Below are 21,727 nucleotides of genomic sequence, written 5' to 3'. Positions count from 1 at the left end.
CTTCCCACTGGTTTGGTGGTGAAAAACGGGTCAAAGATATGCTGACGCACATTTTTACTCATGCCAATTCCGTTATCGCTAATCCGAATAATAATGGATTGGGGGAAGTTTTTAGTGTTGAGTGTTGACCCAAGGCTAGGCTGATCTGGAACCTGGTTTGTAGGGGCAGATTTAGGAATTTTCGTTTCGCTATTGATGATAACGTTTGTGCGAAATCCGCCCTGACTGACTGTTGAGTTAACCTCCTTATTTCCCCTACTTTCAGACGCGCCATGGCACGTCTCTACACGCTCCTGTGTACCGCCCGATTCTCTATTATTAGAGACTTCGGTGGTGATCGTAATCAATCGAGGTTCGGCTTTACAGTCTAAGGCTTCAATCGCATTATCAAAGATATTGATAAAGACTTGATTTAACTGGCTGGCATAACAGGCAACTTTGGGAAGTTGGCTATAGTGTTTAATCACTTGAATTTCTGGGCGATTGCCTTCAGCCCGGAGTCGGTGCTGTAACATGAACAGGGTGTTATCTATGCTTTCATGAATATCAACAGGTTTTAATTCTGCTTCATCTAATTTGGAAAAGCTTTTGAGCGATCGCACAATTTTTTCGATGCGTAGAATCCCGACTTCCATGGAGTTGATCACCTTAGACCAATCCTCGACCATAAACTCTAAATCGATATCCTCACTCAGTTGCTGAATCTCGGCGGTGGGTTGAGGATAGGTTTGCTGATACAGTTGCACCAGATGTAATAAGTCTTGGAAATAGTTACGGGCATAAGTAATATTGCCGTAGATAAAGTTGGCGGGATTATTGATTTCATGGGCTACACCACCAATCATCCGCCCTAAACTGGACATTTTCTCGGTTTGGATCAATTGGGCTTGGGTGCGTTTTAATTCTTTCAGGGTGTCTTGTAGCGCTTTGGCTTTTTTCCGTTCGCGGGTTTCTGATTCCTGCAATTCTAATTCCATTTGTTTGCGATCGCTAATATTCCGGTGAGTACCTGTCATCCGCAGGGGTGAACCGTTTTCATCCTCAGCGACGACTTTCCCGTAGTTGGAAATCCATTTATAGTTCCCGGATTTCGTTCGGAGTCGATAGTCTAATTTGTAGGGGATGGAGTGATTGTGTAAATGCGCCTCTAACAGTTCCATCACCCCCGGTTTATCATCGGGATGGATCAGGTTTTCCCAAGTGCTGACGTGTCCTGAGAGTTCATCACGCTCATAACCCAGCATATCAAACCAGTGACGGGAGAAATACACCTCTGCGGTGTTGACATTCCAATCCCATAACCCATCTCCAGAGGCGTCTAATGCTAGTTGTAAGCGTTCTTCACTTTGGCGTAAGGCGGCTTGCGATCGCGCCCGTTCGATGGCAATTTTGGCAAGGTAGAGAATTTGGTCAATTAAGTCTTGATCTAGGTTAGTTGCGGTTTGCGGTTGGTGATAATACCCAGCAAATGTACCTAAGATGCTGCCATTACTGGATAAAATGGGGACAGACCAACAGGCTCGCAACTCATGAGCTAAGGCTAAGTCTTTATAATCTGCCCATAAGGGATCAGTGGCAATATCGGTGACAATAACCGTTTCTTGGCGATACGCCGCCGTACCACAGGAACCTACGCCCTCCCCAATTTCCACACCATCGATCGCTTGATTATAGGTATCAGGTAAACTCGGTGCTGCACCTAAGCGCAGTTTCCCCTGTTCATCGACTAAGAGAAAGGAACAGCGCATTTGCCCAGAGCGTTCCTCAACAAATTGGGTTAAGGCTGCCAAAATATCGGGGAGGGGCGCATCGGAAGCAATCTGTTTCAGGAGATCATTTTGCTGTTCTAGCACCATTTGGGCTTGCTTGCGTTCTGTTATATCCAGAACGGTTCCCATCAGTTTAATCACCTGATTTTGGGCATTCAGGACAGGTTGACCTCGACCTTCTAGATAGCGAATTTCACCATCGGGACGAATAATTCGATATTCAAGCGTATAGGATTGAGGAGTCTTGATCGCGTTTTTCACCTGTTTAGTAAATAAAGGACGATCATCGGGATAAATCCAACTCAGATGTTGCTTATAGGTGAGCGGTTCTAGTTGAGGTTCTAGCCCATAAATTCGGAAGAGTTCCGTTGACCAAATAATCTCCCCCGTCAGCAGATCAGACTCCCAACTACCAACAGATGCAATTTTCTGGGCTTCGGTGAGTCTGGCTTCAGACAGGCGCAGGTTGGCTTCGGCTGTTTTGCGATCGCTCATATCAATCGCAGTCCCCAGGGTTTGTTGGGTTGTCCCGTCTGCATCCTGTTTAAACACGGTTTCTTGGGCAAATAACCAACGCCATTCCCCATTTTTGTGGCGCATCCGGTACTCTAACTCAAAGACTTCCCCCACGTTGGCATATTTAATGCGTTGTGCATGATCCGAGAGGATGGCAAAATCATCCGGGTGCATCAGCCTAGAGAGAACCTGGTTTCCCATCTGTTGGATTTCTGCGGGGGTGTAACCTAAAATTTCATGGATTTCCCGGTTCGCGTAGATATTACGTTGTTCTACCCAGTCATGAATGTAGATAATATTCGGATTGGCATCATTAATCGCCTGTAACCAGCGCTGAGACTCTTGCAGGGCTTGATCCAGTTGCTGGCGTTCAATTCCCACCGCGATTTCATTCGCAACCGAGGCGAGGGTATCCAGAGTCGATAGGGATAAGGGATGACGGGCGAACATTGCCATAACCCCCACCAGTTCATTGTTTACGATCAGGGGATAACCAGCAAAGGATACCATTCCTTCCCGTCGCGCCCAGTCTGGATCAGTGATTTCCGGATCATTGAGAATATCATTGGTGAGATGGGGTTGGCGTTGGCTAGCGATGCGACCAATTTTTAAATCACCCACGGGGACTCTAGCATGAGCGCCATTAATATGAGTGTACAATCCCGCCGAGGCTTGTAACTCTAAGATATTGTCTTGGGAATTCAGCGTCCAAATTCGGGCAAAGGCGATATCAAGGTGTTGAACAAAAGCCTGAGTACAGCGAAACAGCATCGCGGATAACTCACTTTCCTGACTCAAGGCAAATCCGATATCTGAACGCAAAGCTAACCGCCGCGCATGTTCGGCTAACTCGGCTTCGGCTTGTTGGCGATCGCGGATTTCTTGGTGCAACTGGGTGTTTTGGTTCTGGAGTTGCTGGGTTAAGAATTTGAGATGTAGATGAATTTTAACCCGGGCTAACACTTCATCCAGTTGAATCGGCTTACTAATATAGTCAACCGCCCCTAAGGATAATCCTTTGACTTTTGCCTCACAATTCGAGGTATCCACCGCCGCTGTCATAAAAATGACGGGAATATCTTTGGTTTTCTCCCAGGCTTTCAGATGACGACAGGCTTCAAACCCATCCATGTCTGGCATCATCACATCCAGTAAGATCAGATCGGGATTCAGCTTCTCTAAGAGTTTCAGCCCTTGCTCACCACTTTTAGCAATTCGCACCTCAAAGCCAGCGTCTCTCAAGAAATCCGAAACCAGTTTCAGATTCTCTGGCGTATCATCGATGACTAGAATTTGTGCATATCCTTCAGAATTCTGCATCTCTCCCCAGACGTTCGTCAACTCGTTTGGGGAATCTGGATGTAACTGAGAGTTTGGATAGAGTGACATTTTAGCTTAGTTTCCCTTGCCCGGTAATGCCATTCTATTCGCTTGGCACGGGATGGGGTAGATAAGGAGTCTAGTTTTACTCAAAATTTAACTTAGCTAGCATCAGCGAGACGATTTTCCGTAAAGAGGGCGGGTTTTGTCTGTTGAATTATCTCAGACTATCAACATTGATCCCTAAACCCGCCCCTACATTTAACGATTCGGTAAATTTAACCTGCCAGTTTGCCATAACAGTTGACGTTCAAGCAGGCGATCGCGAAGATTTAATCGTAGTAGTCGAATTGTCACTCTACCTCAGCAATGCTTTAGCCTTAGCCATTCGCACCAAATGTTCTAAATATTCATAACTTTGCCAAATTTTTTCTTCATCAGGTGTTAACCCGACAGTGCGATTTTTCTCCAACAAGGTTTGAATTTGAGTTTGCAAAGCTGGAGAGGGGCGCAGGGCAATAATTTCTTCGGGTGTTGGTAGAGTTGCTAAGAATTCCAAGACTTCAGCCATCCCCGAAAAACCAACATGAGTGTGTGCCTCAAATTCTCGTAAACCCAGTTCCAGAATTTGAGGTAAGCAATTCTCCAGAGCGTTAACTCTTGTGCTACATCGTCAGGAAGGTCAAAGGTAACTTGCATGGGAAAAATTATCTAGGATATAACGTACTATTTTACAGCGCTTTTCAAGTAAGTGATGTACACAGACAGATCCCCGAATTCTTGCAGAAGTCGGGGATCTTGCTTAGAGAATAATCAATAAAAAAATCCCAATCCCTAATCGCCAAAACAATTATCCAATAAATCAACAATTTTGTCATAGTCAAACTGAGCCGCCATTCCCAACACTTCAAGGGCAAAGGGAATATAATCTGGATTAATATCTTGCAGTCGCATCGTTTCCTCCTCAACCCCAGCAACATCCCCCAGACTCGCCGCTTCATAGAGAAGCCTTAACTCCTCCTGAGTCGGAATTACGCGATCGCCTGATTCCAAATACGAGTTAGAGGGTTCAGCTTTATCTTCATAAATCCATGACATATTTAAATACACTTGAACTTTCTGTAACAACTCTTCGGTGGCAATTGGCTTGGTAATAAAATCAGTACAGCCAGCCTCTAAACTCTCAACGCGGTTAGTGGCAAAGGCATTAGCAGAAATGGCAATAATTGGTGTTGTGTTAAACTCAGAAATTTGACGCAATTCTTGCGTCATCTGATGTCCATCCATCACAGGCATAACAATATCAACCAGAATCAAATCCGGTTGCCATTCCCTCGCGTTCTCTAATCCCTCTTGTCCATTCTCGGCTTCTTGGATTTCAAAACCAATGGGTTCTAAAACACTCCTGAGAACCGCGCAATTTTCCCAGCGATCATCTACAATCAAGATTTTACGTTTAGCACCAGTATACCCCACAATTGTATCCAGGGGTTTTGCTGGAATAAACTTGGCTGAAGAAGAGACTTCCGGTAAATCCACCTCAAACCAGAATTTACTGCCTACGCCGGGATGACTTTCAACCCGAATTTGGCTTCCCATCAAGGCGATGAGTTTCTTAGTAATTGCTAATCCTAATCCGGTGCCTTCATGGTGACGAGAAGTTTCCTTAATTTGCTCGAAAGGTAAGAATATTTTCTCTAAGTCTTCGGCACTCATGCCAATTCCCGTATCTTCAACCTGGAAGCGGATTTTGTCATTTGTCATTTGTCCTTTGTGAATTATATTTACTGTAAAAGTGACAGTCCCTGTATCGGTGAATTTAACCGCATTAGAAAGCAGGTTCATTAAGATTTGACGCAGGCGCTTTTCATCCCCATGAACGATTTGCGGTATATGGGTAGGAGGATTGTAGTTAAAGGTGATATCTTTTTGAATGGCTTTGAGGCGAAATATTTCACAGAGTCCGACGAGGAATGAGGGAAAATGAAAGTCTTCGGGATAGAGTTCCAGTTTCCCCGCTTCCACTTTCGACAGGTCTAAAATATCGTTAATCAGGGTGAGTAAGTGTTCACCGCACTGGTGGATGATTTCAATTCCGTCCTTTTGTTTTTGGGTTAAATTGGAATTGGTTTTGAGAATTTGAGCATAGCCTAAAATACCATTCAGAGGTGTGCGAAGTTCATGACTCATTGAGGCTAAGAACGCACTTTTGGCACGATTCGCGGCTTCGGCGGCGTCTTTGGCTTGGGCTAATTCGATCTCGGTTTTCTTAAGTTCCGTAATATCAATTTCAATCCCATCCCAAACGGTGCGTCCATCGACTAAACGACGGGGGGCAGAACGTACATAAGACCATCGAATATCACCGCTAGGTGTTCGCTTCCGCATCTGCATCTCATAAATCGAAAGATTACGCCAGGATTCTTCATTAAGTTGGTAATTTAGCTGACGATCTTCGTCAACAATTAGGTTAAATAAAACACTAGCATCCTGGATAATTACCTCTGGTTTAATGCCGACTAATCGTTCAATCCCGGCGGTGATGTAGGAGAAGTAAAACTGACCATTGGGTTCTCGAACAAGTTGATAAATTAAACCATTGGGCAGATTATCGGCTAGAGTACGCAATTGGTATTCGCGCTCTTGTATGGCTAGTTCTGCCTGTTTGCGTTCGGTAATATCTTTACCAATTCCCACTGTAGAACCATCGGGTAAGCGAATATTTGCCCAAGTAATTTCCAGAACTTCGCCCCTGCGGGTTTGAGTCTGAAAGTCTTGCCAAGTGCCATCGGCTTTGAGCATAAAGTCTAACACTGAGGTGCGATAGTCTGGGTCAGGATAAATCTCTGCCATAATATCAATATCTCGCATTTCTGCCAGTGACCATCCCAATGTTTGCTCCAATGCTGGGTTAATGAATTCTACCTCAACCCCTTCTTTATAGAAACACAACAGGATTGGGATAGAATCAAAAATCGTCTGGAGAATTTCTTTTTGCTGACTCAATGCCAGTTCAGCCTGTTTGCGATCGCTAATGTCTCGGAGAATGGCGGTACAGATAATTTCGCCATTGATGTCTAGCTTAGAAATTGAGGCTTCCATAGGAAACTCTGTCCCATTCCGGCGGCGACCAAACAGTTCATTGCGTTCTCCCATTTGTCGGGCTTTACCCGCATATTGGGCAAAATTAGTAACATGTTGGCGGTGAATTGTAGCGGCGCGAGGGGGTAAGAGTAAATCTAGAGATTGACCTAATATTTGATCTGCCTTGTAACCAAACATTTGTTCTGCACCCTGATTGAATAGGATAATCCGTTGTTCACTATCCACGGAAATAATCCCATCTTTGGCAATTTCTAGAATCCCGGCAAATCGCGCTTGAGAGGCGGCTAGAGCCAGTTCAGCTTGTTTGCGATCGCTAATATTTCGGGTGAGGGCAATCACTTCATTTTGATTCAGGGGAACCATTCGCGCCTCGAAGTATTGTTCCTCTTGATTTAGGGGTAAAGAATACTCAACACTGACTAGGGATTTAGTTGTCAAAACTTGCTGAATCGCGGCATAGAGTTTTTCTCCTGCATCAGTCGGGAATACCTCTTGAATTTTATGGTTAACAAATGAGTCCGGTGAGGTATATAATGCCTGATAGTTTTTGGTGCGAAAATCCAGAATTGTGCCATCCGCCGCCAGCCGAAATAGGATATCAGGAAACGCATCAAAAATGGCTTGCATTTCCTGGTTTGTTTGCCGCAATTGAGTTTCCACCTGTTTCAATTCGGTGAGATTCCGACAATTGACGACAACGCCAGAAATCTGCTGATTTGCATCCACATAAGGGATATAGGTGACGCTAATAAACTCCTGTTTCCCTCCCGGATAGTCAAACCATTCTTGATAATTTATGGTTTCTCCCGCCAGACAGCGATCTAAATTGGGTTTAATTACCTGTACAAACACCTCCTCTCCCAGCAAGTTACTCACCGAATGTCCGACAATTTCGTCATAGTGTTTTTGATTCCAATCCAGATAGGCTTGATTGACAATTTGATAGGTGTAATCCCGATCAACCAAGGAAATGGCATCAGTTGTTGATGACACAATCCGTTCATAGCGTCGCAAGGCGTCTTCGGCTTCTTTGAGTTCAGTGATATCTTGAGAGGTTCCCAAGATCTTAATCACCTGGTTATTTTCATCCCGTTCAAATACCACTTCCCGTGACAGTAACCAACACCACGAGCCATCTTTGTGGCGAAATCGACTCTCGGTGGTTAAGATATCGCTATCTGATGCCGTGTGCCAAAAGTTCAGGTTGCGCTCAATTAACGGTAAGTCATCAGGATGCAAGGTATCCAGGAAAAACTGCATTCCTCGTCCAACAATTTCTGCGGGAGTGTAACCCAATATATCCAGAGATTGTCGATTAATATAGAGATCGGTTTCCGCCGTGGGGTCAAACAGATAAAGCAGTTGCGGCGAAGCATTAATGATTTTTTCGATAAACCGTTGATTTTCCTTGAGTTGGAGTTCAATCTGTTTGCGATCGCTAATATTAAGAGCTGTGCCAATTAATCGATAGATGCGGGAGTTGCTGTCTTTCAGTGGCGTTAAATTACTAATCCACCAAGAGTCTTTCCCATTAATCTGTAGCGAATGTTCATAGGTAATTTTCTCTCCCGCCGCCAGACAGCGACGATACCGTTGACACACCGCCTCGGCAATGTCTGGTGTTAATACCTCATGTAGCGTTTTCCCTTTTATTTCTGAGTTACGAAGACCGGACATCCGTTCATGGGTGGGATTAATGCTAACATAGCGAAACTCACCGTTTTCCAGAACATCAACGATAAAGACAGCCGCTTCAATGCCTTCGTAAATACTGCGTAAAAACGCTTCGCTTTCTCGTAAGGCTTCCTCCGTTTGCTTCCGTTCCGTGATATCCTGGGCGACAACCATCCCAGCAATAATCTCTCCCGCCTCATCTCGCACCGCCCGCGTTTGCACCAGTTGAATCCGATTTCGATAGGGCATTTCCAGAGTTTTTTCTATCCCCGCTAAAGCCTCACGATACAGGGTTTCAACTACCGCACATTCTTGCTCAGATAACACCTCCCAAATCGTTTGTCCTTCTAAGATATTTCGACTATATCCTGAGCCTGAGCGACCTAATCCTTGACCATCTGCGACTAAATACCGGAGTTCGTGATCAAACAAGAAAATTGCCCCATTAGGGAAATTTTTTGCCATAGTACGGTAGAGTTGTTCACTATAGCGTAGGGCGTCTTCCGCTCGTTTGCGATCGGTAATATCGGTAATCATCCCTAAGGTTCCCGTACATTGTCCCGATGTATCACAAATCGGAGTCGTAGCGATTAACGTCCACAAATCTGAACCATCATTGCGGCGGAACTTAAATTCGTGCTTTTCATGAATTCCCTGACGGCGACGTTCTAAATTCCGGGTAGCCATGGCTTTCCCCGCTTCATCCATAAAAGCAAACATGGGTTGTCCCAGCATCTGCTCCACTGAACACCCCAACATTTGCGCCATTTTCGGGTTAACAAATATCGTATTTCCGTTCATGTCGATACTCCAAATTCCCTCATCGGCGGTTTCGACAATGCGACGATATTCTTCCTCTTGCTCTCGTAAGGATTCCTCCGCTTGTTTGCGCTCAGTAATATCAATTAAATACCCCACACACTCTATGGGAGTCCCAGTTTCATCCTGAACCAAGCGCAGTTGAGTGGTGAGCCAATGATACGTACCATCCCCATGTTGGAAACGGTATTCGTAAGTACAATGTCCCTGAGCAAACAGTTGCGGTATAACCTCGTTCATCACCGCCTTATCCTCTGGGTGAACTCGCTCACACCAAAACTGGGCATTGTGGATAAACTTCTCAGCATTATAGCCAAGAATTGTACTAGCATTTTCACTCATAAACGTGGCGGAGTAATCGCCTTCAATTTGAGAACTAAAAATAACCGCAGGACTCGCGGTGAGCAGATATTGTAAGCGTTCTTTGATCGATTGAAGTTCTAACTCCGCTTGTTTGCGTTCGGTAATATCTTCCGCAACTCCGACAAACCGCAAGGGTTCTCCCGCCTCATTCCGCACCACCGAAACATCGGCGATAATCCAGCGTTGTTCACCATTAGGTTGAATAATCCGATACTCCCGCTTCACTGAATGTCCTTGAAACTGTTGGTTAAGGGAATTGAGAACCAACGGACGATCTTCTGGATGTACCGCCTCTATCCAGGATTCTGGGTGTTGATATAGACTTTCACAAGAACGTCCCCAAATCGTTTCGTAGGCGGGACTGACGTACAGAAACTCACCAGAATTGGCGGAGCGGACAAAGAAGAACTGACTTACGGTTTTGGCAATTTCTTGGAAGCGGTTTTCGCTCCTGATTAAGGCTTGTTCAAACTGCTTACGTTCGGTGATATTTTGGGTGACAACCATCCCGGCGATGATGGTTCCAGCATTATTTCTCACCGCCGTACTCTGACATAAATAAGTGAAGTCTCCGAAGCTAATTTCTTGAGTCTGCTCAACTCCAGCTAACGCAGCATGATAGAGTGGCTCCACCAAGGCACAGTTTTCTGGCGGTAAAACCTCCCAGAGGGTTTTCCCCAGCAAGGCTTCCCCGCGATGTCCGGCTTCTGTCAACGCCTGACCATCCGCCACCAGATAGCGTAGGTTAGGGTCAAACAGGAACATGGCTCCATTGGGGAAGTTCCTCGCCATGGCGCGATACAGGTATTCACTGGTACGGAGAGCGTCTTCAACCTGTTTGCGATCGCTAATATCCCGCGCTACCCAAATTACCGCCTGATCGGACAAAGGCGCAATGGAGATAGTCAACCACATCTCGTGGTTATCGAGGGTTAAATTATAGTCAAAATAAAGGGGTTCCTGGCTATCCAGTACCTGTTGCACCTGAGCAAACCAAGAATCCTCAGGGTCTTGAAAAAATTGCTCGACAATAAGATTCAACAGGTGACTGTCTTCCGGAGACAAGTAGGTTCGCTTTGTCGGTGCAACGTTGATATTTTTTTCAGCATCAATCATCAGGACAATATCGTTAATCGCTTCAAAAATCGTCCGAATTTGCTGCTCAGAACTATACAGCTTACCTTCGAGTAACTGACGCTCCGCCATTTCTCCCTTTAATCGTTCGTTCGCGTCCCTTAATTCAGCCGTCCGTTGAGCGACATTGGCTTCTAGAATCCGATGGTAATTCCGTTGCAGTGCCTCGGCTTGCTTGCGCTCGGTGATATCAAAAAATGCGACAATTGCGCCAAGAATTGTCGCATTTTTATCCAATAGTGGTGTTCCATAGGCTTCCACCGGAATAATCTGATTCCGTTGATGAATCTCCAGATCATCCACTATCGTTTGTTCCCGATTAAGGGCGCGAACGGCAGGCAGATTTTCTACCGGATACAACTGCTGGGTGTCGCTCTGATAAATCTGATAGGTTATAGCTAAGTCCTCGATTTTGGCGTCGGGTAATGTCTCAATTTCTAGTAATTCTTTGGATTTTTGATTGGCATAGGTCAACTGTCCAGTTACATCATGAACTGATATACCTACGGGTATGGCTTCTAGAATTTGAGTTAGGTTATGTTCACTTTGGCTTAAGGCTTTATTGGAGGCTTGCAATTGAGTAAAAAACTGGCGTAATTGCGCTGCCATTATGTTAAATGAATTTGCCAGTTGACCGACTTCATCCCCCCGATTAATCGGGATTGATTGCTGCCATTCTCCCCGCGCGATCTCGTCAGCGGCTATATTTAACTGAAGAATCGGTTTTGTCACCCAGCGAGCGGTACTAATTCCTAGCAAAATAGACAGGATTAATGCCGCAATACACAATGCGATCGTGGTGCGTGTATTGGCATAAATCTCTGCCATAAACTCTGATTCCGGAACAACAGTGACAATGAACCAGTTCAACCCCGATTGCTCCTGAATCGGGTTAATATGCAGGAAATAGCGATTGTCATTAAATGTAAACTTAAACGTTTGATCCTGCTTAATTTCAGACTGATGCTTCACCTGAGTCAACAGAAAGTTTACAGCCGCTTTAGTGAGAGGATTCCTACTCTGTTGAACAGGTAGCCGCCAGTCTTGAAGATTTTTGTTTTTCCGATAATCGGCATCCAAATCTGGTTTAAAAGGTATTTCACCCGTAGAACTAGCAACCAGGTCTCCTTTTCTATTAATGATGAAGACTTGACCCGTTTTTCCCACCTCCATACCCTCTAGAAACTCAGCCAACTCAGGTACAAAAAAGGTAGCTGTTAAAATTCCTTGAAACGTCCCCTCTGAGTCATTAAACGGCAAAAAATTAGCGATTAGCAATAGGGGTTGATCAACGCCCTGGGATAAACTAACAAGCGGATGCCAAATTCCTTTACCAGCTTGCTTTGTCGCTTGATACCAAGAATCACCTTGGGGTGGATCATTGTGGGGATCAAAGTCATATCTAACGTGGGTTCGTTTAATTCGCTGACCCTGAAGATTGGCAGTATAGTAGTGAAAGGCGTAGTTCGTCGATTGATCTAAAACACGGATAACTAAAGAATCACTTTCTAATAATTTAGCTACATTCAAGAATTCTCGTTCCTCAGTGACGATTGCCATACTACTCACCGTGCCATAAATTTGCAGTTGCTGGGCAAAATAGCGTTCTAAACCCGGAAAATTTTTCCAGTCTATAACCCCAGTCCGAATAGCAGCAGCAAGGGTTTGAGTTACCTGGTGAGGACTCTCTAGATAATGAGACACATTTTGCTCAACGCGCTCATCCACCTCATCGATTAACTGATAGGCTAAGTTGTCAACTGTCTTTTGACCATTACGATAGGAAAGATATCCAACCAATCCCACCGTTCCGACAATTTGCAGGACAAACGGAACAATGATAACGGTTCTCAGAGGCAGGTTTCCGGCAACATTAGCTAGGAATGATTTTAGGGATTGAGCAGGATGTAGCATACTTTGTCATTTGCCATTTGTTATTTGTGATAATTGAACGGTTAGGTCAGGGCGGGTTTTGTTACATCAGGGTGACAACGAAATGTTAATGGTAAAACCCGCCCCTACAAAAGATGTTTCATCAGAACGTCTCTTCTCCCCCATCTCCCAGACGCGCCATGGCGCGTCTCTACATTGCTTCCCCAGCTTCCCTATCCTTATCAATCTTGGCGAAAGAAGGCACAGATTGGGCTTACTATTGGGTAGTTGCCCCTGTTGGGTTCACTACCTTCTGACACATGACTGAAGGATCACATCGCATTCAGACGAGTCGTCTGATACTATTTACAACGCTTTGGCTAACCTTATTTATATTATCGGTTAAAGTTTCTGCTGCTTGGGCGACGCGATCGCTGAGTCTTATGGCAGAATCGATGCAGACGTTATTGGTTAGCTTCAGTACCCTGCTGAGTTTATATAAGCTAATCGCCCATGAGCATCCCATCCGGCGATCGGTGTATGGTCATGGTAAGTGGGAAACCCTGATCCTATTTTTGCTGATTGGCTTTCTGGGGTTTACCGGATTAAATGTCTGGGGAATGTCAGCGCAACAATTATTGAACCAACCGTCAGATGAGTGGTTGACGTTTCCGGTGCGAGTGAGTTTACCCCTAATTCAATTACTCGCCGTTGTGATCATTACCAGTTTAGGATTGGCATTAGTTGGACGGTATCAAGGGAAACAACTGAGAAGCGCTGCCTTAGGGTTTAATGCTCGACAACTGTTGTTGGATGTTTGCCTGACTCTGGTTGTACTCCTGGGATTTTTGGGCGTCGAGGCGGGGTTAGTCTGGCTGGATGTAGTGCTAGCCATTGTCCTGGTTCCCGTGGCGGTGAGGAATTGCTGGCAAGTGATCAACTGGCAATTTCCCCTACTGGTTGAGCAAACCGCGATCGCTCCCGAAATTCTAGCGCAAATTGCTCATCAAGTTGGTGGAATTACACATTGTTATCATATTCAGTCACGAGGCGTTGTCGGGCGTTATGTGTATATTCAAATGCACCTGATTATCCATCCTGAATTTGCTGGCGTCACCTCTTTACTGGTGGAACGAATTAAGGGCATGATTGAGGAAGAATATGGTCCGGTGCAGGTGACATTTTATATTGAGGATGACTTTACGGTGGCGGCAAATCGTCAGCGTTCAGGGTTAATGTCTGATCAAAATCATGATAGTCAAAATAATCCTGAGTTCGGCGATTGGTAATTTGTCGTCATTAGTCATTCGTCATTTGTCAGAATCATGTCCGGTTGAATAAGCTGTTCGGCATTTAAACCTTAATATCAATAATGGCGCAATCCTTGCCGTAGTGCGTTTAGCGAAGCCATGCCGCAGGCTTTGCATCTTGCTCGCTACATCAAGCATCTTGCTCGCTACTATAGCAGTAGACACATCGATTAGGACTTTCGGCACCATTGTAGAGACGCGCCATGGCGCGTCTCTACATAAATGATGTGTCCTAACCGCTATGGCGGTTGCTATAATACCCAATTTAAATGCATGACAGCTTACCCCTAATTACGGTGATGGGGAGTAGGGGCTTGGGTTTTGGAGTCCGTACATTTTTAGTAGGGGTGATGGGTCTGGACATGATATCATTTGCGATAATTGAACGGTTAGGTTGGGGCGGGTTTAGTTACATCAGGGTGACAACGAAATGTTAGTAGTAAAACCCGCCCCTACAAAAGATGTTTTATCGGAACGCCTCTTTTCCCCCAGCTTCCAGACGCGCCATGGCACGTCTCTACATTGCTTCCCCTGCTTCCCCTGCTCTTGATAACTGATAACTGCTCACTGATAACTGATAACTGATAACTCCCCCTGCTTCACCCATCTCCCTCATCTCCCTTATCTCCCTCATCTTCCTCATCATCTTCATCCGGAAGAGTAATATTATACTTTTCTAATTGATCCTGTAACTTAGCCTCCCGTTCCTCCATTTGTTGCTGTTGGAGTTTTAACTCAATTTCCAAGGCTTGAATATTTTCGCGACGGGCTTCCATTTCAGCACGCTGACGAGTTAAATCTTGACTTTGTAACGTCAAATCTTGTCGCCATTGTTCGGTGCGGGTCACTTCTTCCTGTAAGAACATGGGGGTAATTCCGATAGTTAGATATCGGTGGACGAAGTTTAATACCCACTCCTTGGCAGATTGAATATCCAGAACCTCTTGATTGTCAGAAATATCTACCAACACTAACGATCCTTGATGAAAGGCGTTCGCACCATCCAGCGAAATGCTTTCTGGTGGATTAATGACTGCCCAGCAATCATCCGATTCTTGACGGGCTAACAATTGGAGTTTAATGCTGCCGTCTTTGTCATTTTTTTGCACTTCACCCAGATGTAGCATAGCTTGTTAGTTGTTGGTCGTTAATGAGCAAGGAATTGATTTTCACGAAGGAGTGACATCCTCCCACACCAAATCAAAGATTATGGTGTGGGCTTCCCCAAATCACTTTGAGGATTTCCTGGTTTTTCCCCTTGAACCTCTTTTAACTTGGGAAATTCCTTCTTAGCTTTGGGCAAATTGTTAAGCTGTTGTATCTCACCAGGAAACTTGGCATCTACTGGAATGATGTACTCTTTTTCCAGGGAGCATCTATCAATCAAGCACTTACGACTATTGCACCAATCCTTTATCTCCCCCAATGCATAGTTGTATGCACGACGACAGATTTCCATCCACTCAATCAACCGTTGTTCTTGAGCAGCGTCTGGATAGATTCGGTAACGATAGTTAAGTGTCAGCATACCAGTCAGTGACATTCGTTTTAAAGTCGCTTTAGGCGATCGCGCAAAATTTCGGCTTGATGCATAGACTCACTCAATGCATCCTTAGCACCCTGAACAATAGGGGCGGGGGCTTTATTGACAAAGTTTGGATTCGCCAAACGACTCGACAGAGATTTGACTTCAGCATCGATTTTACTGAGATCTTTGTCTAACTTAGCGCGAAGTGTTTCGACATCAACTAATCCGGCTAGAGGAATAATCAGTTGAACAGTGCCAATTACGCCTGCCATTGTGGTTTTGAGTTCTTCGGTTAAGGCTGGCACAATCGTCAAGGTATCGACTTTACCTAAGTCTTGCAGGTAGGATTCACCCTTCTGTAAAATATCACGTTCATCCGGATTTTCGCTTTGCAAAATCACCGGGGCTTTTGTCTTCGGTTTCACACCCGCTTCAGCACGCAAGTTACGGATGGTGCGGATTGTACCAATGAGTAACTCGAACTGCTTTTCTAGGTCTTGATTGATAGGAAATGCACCGGGTTCGGTTTCCGAGTCGGGTAGCGCGGGATAGGGTTGTAGCGCTAAACACTCGTCCGTCTTTTGCGTTAAAGTATGCCAAATTTCTTCGGTAATATGCGGCATAAACGGATGCAATAGTTTCAGGATACCATCGAGGACGTGCGCCAGGGTTTGCTGGGCAATGTGCCGTGATTGGGTTCCCTGCTGTCGTAACCGTTGTTTAACCAGTTCGATATACCAGTCACAAAAGTCACCCCAGATAAAGTCATATAGCCCCTTGGCGGCTTCTCCTAAACCGTACTGATCGAAATCCTGACGGGTTTGAGTGACGACTTGATAAAAGCGCGAGAGAATCCAGCGATCGCATAATTCTAATGTATCCCGTTCCTGTGCCAATGGCGAACCCAAGACTTGAGGCGATTTCCCATCCAGGTTCATCATCACAAACCGCGCCGCATTCCAGAGTTTATTGGCAAAGTTGCGCGAGGCTTCTACGGATGCCGATTCATCGGTTTGGCGATTATACTCTAAACGAATATCTTGACCTGCACCCGCGACTTCCCGGATTAAGGTATAGCGTAGCGCATCGGTTCCATATTTCTCGATCAGAAGCAGCGGATCAATACCATTATTTGCCGACTTGGACATCTTTTTGTTATTTTCATCCCGGACTAAACCGTGGATATAAACCGTTTGGAATGGCATTTGATCGGTAAAGTATCCGCCCATCATCGTCATTCGGGCAACCCAGAAAAAGATGATATCAAAGCCTGTAACTAATACGGTGGTAGGATAGTACGTCTCTAAATCCGGTGTCTGTTGGGGCCAACCCATGGTGGAGAAGGGCCACAAGCCGGAGGAAAACCAAGTGTCGAGGACATCGGGGTCTTGGATGAGCTTGACAGATTCGCCAAATTGTGATTTCGCTTTTTCTAAGGCTTCGGCTTCACTGTGAGCCACGATAAAGGGAGTATTATCAGTAATTTGTCCCCCGGTTTCACTCACCGCATACCAAGCCGGAATTTGATGTCCCCACCAGAGTTGACGCGAAATACACCAGTCTTCTAATTTAACTAACCAGTCCCGGTAAACTTTTGTCCAGCGATCGGGGACAAAATTGGGGGAGTGATGCTGATCCAAGGATTCCAGCGCTTTATCCGCCAGGGGACGAATCTTGACGAACCATTGGGTCGATAGTAGGGGTTCAACCGGGACTTTGCCGCGATCGCTATAGGGAACGGTATGATGATAGTCTTCAACTTTAACCAGACAGCCATCTGCCTCTAGTCGCTGCACCACATTTTTCCGTGCCACAAATCGGTCTTGTCCTTGAAACTCGCCCGCATTTTCATTCAGCGTGCCATCTTTATTCAGAATAGTAATAAAGGGCAAGTCATGGCGTTTGCCCATCTCAAAGTCATTAGGATCATGGGCGGGTGTAACTTTGACGCATCCCGTACCGAAACTAGGGTCAACCAACTCATCCCCAACCACCGGAATCTCTCGCCCCATAATCGGCAAGGTCAAGGTTTTGCCAATTAAATGCTGATAGCGTTCATCATTGGGATTCACCGCCACGGCTGTATCCCCCAGCATGGTTTCCGGGCGAGTTGTCGCCACTTCCACTGACCCATTTCCCTCACTCAGGGGATAACGAAAATGCCACAGATGACCATTAACCTCCTTATTTTCCACCTCCAAATCCGAAACCGCCGACTGGGATTGGGGACACCAATTCACCATATATTCACCCCGGTAAATCAGTCCGGCGTCATAGAGTTGGACAAAGGCTTCCAGCACAGCATTAGACAAGCCTTCGTCCATGGTGAACCGTTCCCGCGACCAATCCACCGACACGCCTAAGCGACGCAATTGGTTAACAATCCAACCCCCTGATTCTTCTTTCCATTGCCAAGCGCGATTTAGATAGGTTTCCCGTCCTACCTCTTGACGAGTTTTGCCTTCGGCTTTCAGTTGCCGATCTAAGATTGTGGACACGGCAATACTGGCATGGTCAGTTCCCGGAACCCACAGCGTATTAAACCCTTTCATTCGGTTATAGCGAACCAGGATATCCATAATGGTTTGTCCCAAGGCGTGACCCATGTGCAGGCTACCTGTGACATTGGGCGGTGGAATCACCATGGAATAGGGTTCACCACCTTGTTCGGGGTGGGCTTGAAAGACGCCCTGTTCTTCCCAAAACCGCTGCCACTTGGCTTCGGTCGTGGTGGGATCATATTGAGTGGGTAGGGAGGGAGTGGTTGCTGTCATGGAAATCTTGGGTTTTACGTTTAATTTTGCCATACCCGACGACGGGGTTTGGGGTTCACCGAGGTTAACGTCAAAAAATAGATGAATTAAGTCTTGTTATTTTTTCAGACCACGGTAAGATATAAAAGCCTCAAGCCAAGACCCGATTATACATAAGCAAGAGGCAATTGCCTTTGTGCCTTATAGGTGTTAGCTGATGAAACACACCCTTTCAGTTTTAGTTGAAGATGAAGCTGGCGTCTTAACTCGCATCGCTGGTTTATTTGCCCGTCGCGGCTTCAATATTGAAAGTCTCGCCGTTGGTCCTGCGGAAAAAGTTGGGATTTCCCGGATTACGATGGTAGTGCCTGGGGATGAGCGATCGATTGAGCAACTCACCAAGCAACTCTACAAGTTGATCAATGTGATCAAGGTTCAAGAGATTACCACGACTCCTTGTGTGGAACGGGAATTAATGTTGATCAAAGTCAACGGCACCAGTTCCACGCGATCGGAGATCATTGAACTTGCCCAAGTATTCCGGGCTCGGGTGGTCGATATTGCCGAAGATTCCCTGACCATTGAAGTTGTGGGAGACCCTGGAAAAATGGTCGCGATCGTCCAGATTTTGAGCAAGTTTGGACTTCGGGAAGTCGCCCGGACAGGAAAAATTGCCCTAATCCGCGAATCCGGTGTCAACACCGAATATCTCAAGTCCCTAGAAGCCAAAGTCTAGCTGAAAACCCGAACCCCCCATCAATCTGAACCTGTAGAGACGCGCCATGGCGCGTCTATCGGTATCATGGCGCGTCTATCGGTATGAGGCGAGGGCATCACGTTGTCCTTTGAGGATAACCTAACCTTATCTCCCCCATCTCCCCCATCTCCCCCATCTCCTCCTGCTTTTGATCACTGATAACTGCTCACTGCTCACTGATAACTCCCCCTGCTCTAAGAATCCGGTTGCTCGATCGCCTGTGCCACCTGCAACGCTTCAATCAGTTGAGCCATAGCATATTCTAAATGAGCGCCAGCATCAACCGCCACCCAACCATCAGTGGTTTGATGACGCCATTCAAAGTGGAGATGGGGACCCGTGGAAAATCCGGTGCTACCAACCAGCCCAATCACATTACCCTGATCCACCGATTCACCCGGTTGCACAAAAATTTCTGACAGGTGAGCATAACGGCTTTCTTGAGTCCCTTCCTCATGGCGCAAAATCACCGTGAGTCCGTAGCCACCTAAGTAATCAGCCGTAGCCACCTCACCCGGAGCCACCGCCAAAACGGGTGTCCCCGTCGGGGCAGCGATATCTGTACCCGCATGGAAACGAGATGTCCCCGTAATCGGATGGGTGCGCCACCCGAATGCTGAGCTAATTGCCGACGGAATGGTTAAGGGGAAAATAAAGCTGGCATTACCGACGATAGTACGTCCCTGGGGTCGGTTGGAGAAATTATAGTAAGTCAGACCCGTGGGAGTGGTTTTGGATGATGCCGTTGGGGATAGAGAGGAGACGGGAGGACGGCGAGTAAACTGTCTGCCCCCAGAATTGCCAGACACTGCAACCCTTTGAACTGACCGGACTGGGCGTCTCACACTGGCATTAACCGCAACTGGAGGTGTAGGAAGTCGAGTTGCGGCTCCACCAGTTCCTCCCTGAGGTTGAGGGGGTTGAGGTTGAATCCGCCCTGCCACTGTTCGTGATGTTGGCGTCGCTTGACCCCCACAACTCCCACTCGTTAATCGTCCATTGCGCGACACGGTTTGACACCCTGTTGACCGCTCAGTCACAACCACAGTGGGTTTTTCCGTTCCCTGTGTTGCCCCCAGACTGTAGTTCGTCGAATCAATATAGCTATTATTCGGCGCGGCTGGGGTTTGAGTTGCCGTTTGAGCGGGGGACGGATTAACAATAACTTTTGGGGGTTTGGCTAAGGTAGCGGGAGCCGGAATGGATAAATTCGGCGCGTTCAGTCTCGGTTTTGCCGCTGGAGGTGTCGCCACTCTGGGTGTCGGTGCAGCCGGAGCCGGAGCTGGGGCTGGAGGCTTGCTAACGGTAACTGGTGCAGGAGCAGCAGGTTTAGGGGCTGGGGGAGCAGGGGGACGGTAGGCAGGTTTAGGCGCTGGCGCTGGCGGTGCAACAATAGCTTGTGGCGCAGCTGGTTTAGGCTGGGCGGGAGGTGCTGGGGGCGGCGGGGTAAATTTAATCGCTGGGGGAGCAGGCGGTGCGGCTGGGGCTGCGCCTGTGTCGATTGGTGCATCGGTTTGAGCAACAACCAAACCACTACTGAGAACACCAAGTCCTCCCATCACACTGATACCCTGCTTCAGCCAGGGATACCGATAAAATACGCCCGTTGGGGTGGAATTGGCGACGGTTTGTTTATTCATTTGCGACTCACTCCTCATGGCTCACTCTTAGTCAATATTGAGTAAAATTTTCAGTCAATTTAAGGGTATTTATATACCTTCTCGTGACAGTCCTGACCTTTATGGCAACAGGGATAATTAGGCAAGAATACCGATTCATTCATTCCAACAAGTTATAAACTGAACCCAGTAACATTTGGCGTTTGGACTCAAGGCAGATCTTGAGAATAGCCCAGACTAATTGTACCGGGCTTGAGGTGAATTTCGGGACTGATGATGGTATCAGCATTTGTATCCATTGCCTGTGCTGAGTTTACGCTAACTCTTAGATCACCCGTTGACGTGACGCCTTTAACGATGCCACGATGTCCATTGACCTGAATCGAGACTCCCTGATGAAACAGTAACCTTTGATAGGACAACCGTAAATTATCAATGCCTGATTCTAACCCGTAGTGGTATCCCGATCGCAATCCCTGGATCACGATTGCGGCTAACATTTCCAGGGAGGTTACGGATGGACTCATGGGTTGAGTCGCAAAAAAGGATTGTAAATTAATCCCTGTTTCTGGCACAGGATTGCTCCAGTTAATGCCTACACCAATCACCGCTTTAGTAATCTGCCCCTGAGACAGTCGAGTTTCGGTGAGAATCCCCCCCAACTTATAGCCCAACAACAGCAGGTCATTGTGCCACTTAATCAGGACAGGAATACCATAACATCTCAACGCTGTAGCAATACCCCAAGCGCTGCACATCGTTAGCTGGGCGCTATTGGATGCTTCCACATTCGTGGTTAAAGCCAACGATAAGTATAGCCCACCCTGCTCCGATTGCCATTGCCGTCCCCACTGTCCTCGTCCAGCCGTCTGTTGAGCGGCGATAACAACGGTAGGAGGTGGGGTTCCTCTGTCTAGTAATTCCCAGAGGGTTTGATTAGTAGAGGATAGGCTGTCAAATAAATAGATCGCAAGCTCCCCGATATCTTGAAGTCCTGGGAGTTTAGAACGGGATAGCTGTTGCGTGACGGTTTGGAGGGCTATTTCCAGAGCTTGTTGATCAAGTACCACTACGGCTTAAAGATTAGCTAAGCTAGCCTATTGTACTCCTGAGCTTCCCTTGATGGAATAGTGTTTCCTATGTAAATTTTCTGGGACACAGCAGACAATGAACAATGAACAAAAATCA

The 21,727-nt window shown here is 46.4% G+C and carries 8 protein-coding genes and 2 pseudogenes; 2 read left to right on the top strand and 8 right to left on the bottom strand.

What is annotated here, in order from left to right:
* The 3 genes and pseudogenes from MC7420_RS35625 to MC7420_RS40270 all read right to left on the bottom strand — a co-directional run.
* Positions 1–3,674, bottom strand: a 3,674-nt coding sequence (locus tag MC7420_RS35625; protein ID WP_052307543.1) for a PAS domain-containing protein, incomplete at its 3' end; no start/stop codon positions are given.
* A gap of 289 nt (positions 3,675–3,963) precedes the next feature.
* Positions 3,964–4,304, bottom strand: a pseudogene (locus MC7420_RS43905) (hypothetical protein).
* 135 nt (positions 4,305–4,439) lie between these two features.
* Entirely contained in the window at positions 4,440–12,614 is an 8,175-nt protein-coding gene (locus MC7420_RS40270) for a PAS domain S-box protein (protein ID WP_006103667.1), read from the bottom strand.
* Positions 12,615–12,892: 278 nt separating this feature from the next.
* On the opposite strand from MC7420_RS40270, the gene MC7420_RS23760 reads away from it, so the two are divergent.
* Entirely contained in the window at positions 12,893–13,861 is a 969-nt protein-coding gene (locus MC7420_RS23760) for a cation diffusion facilitator family transporter (protein ID WP_006103684.1), read from the top strand.
* Positions 13,862–14,481: 620 nt separating this feature from the next.
* Here MC7420_RS23760 and MC7420_RS23755 read toward each other — a convergent pair.
* From MC7420_RS23755 to MC7420_RS23745, 3 genes and pseudogenes are all read right to left on the bottom strand, one after another.
* The gene (locus tag MC7420_RS23755) at positions 14,482–15,009 is read right to left on the bottom strand and encodes a hypothetical protein (protein ID WP_006103568.1); all 528 of its coding nucleotides are present in this window, start codon (positions 15,007–15,009) and stop codon (positions 14,482–14,484) included.
* A gap of 125 nt (positions 15,010–15,134) precedes the next feature.
* Positions 15,135–15,410, bottom strand: a pseudogene (locus MC7420_RS23750) (helix-turn-helix domain-containing protein); the annotation flags it as partial.
* A 20-nt stretch (positions 15,411–15,430) separates the two neighbouring features.
* Entirely contained in the window at positions 15,431–18,184 is a 2,754-nt protein-coding gene (locus MC7420_RS23745; RefSeq protein WP_006103561.1) for a valine--tRNA ligase, read from the bottom strand.
* Positions 18,185–18,380: 196 nt separating this feature from the next.
* On the opposite strand from MC7420_RS23745, the gene ilvN reads away from it, so the two are divergent.
* Positions 18,381–18,899: an acetolactate synthase small subunit gene (gene ilvN, locus MC7420_RS23740; RefSeq protein WP_006103562.1), complete on the top strand. Its 519-nt coding sequence runs from the start codon at positions 18,381–18,383 to the stop codon at positions 18,897–18,899.
* A gap of 215 nt (positions 18,900–19,114) precedes the next feature.
* Here ilvN and MC7420_RS23735 read toward each other — a convergent pair whose 3' ends face one another.
* Positions 19,115–20,560 (bottom strand): M23 family metallopeptidase, encoded by a 1,446-nt coding sequence (locus tag MC7420_RS23735; protein WP_006103545.1) that lies wholly within the window; start codon positions 20,558–20,560, stop codon positions 19,115–19,117.
* Positions 20,561–20,748: 188 nt separating this feature from the next.
* A complete protein-coding gene (locus tag MC7420_RS23730; protein WP_006103553.1) occupies positions 20,749–21,609 on the bottom strand; it encodes a biotin--[acetyl-CoA-carboxylase] ligase in 861 nt (286 codons plus the stop codon).
* Positions 21,610–21,727: the final 118 nt, after the last annotated feature.

This window comes from Coleofasciculus chthonoplastes PCC 7420 (assembly GCF_000155555.1).
Lineage (GTDB): Bacteria > Cyanobacteriota > Cyanobacteriia > Cyanobacteriales > Coleofasciculaceae > Coleofasciculus > Coleofasciculus chthonoplastes_A.
This window is presented reverse-complemented; position numbering and strand designations above follow the sequence as displayed.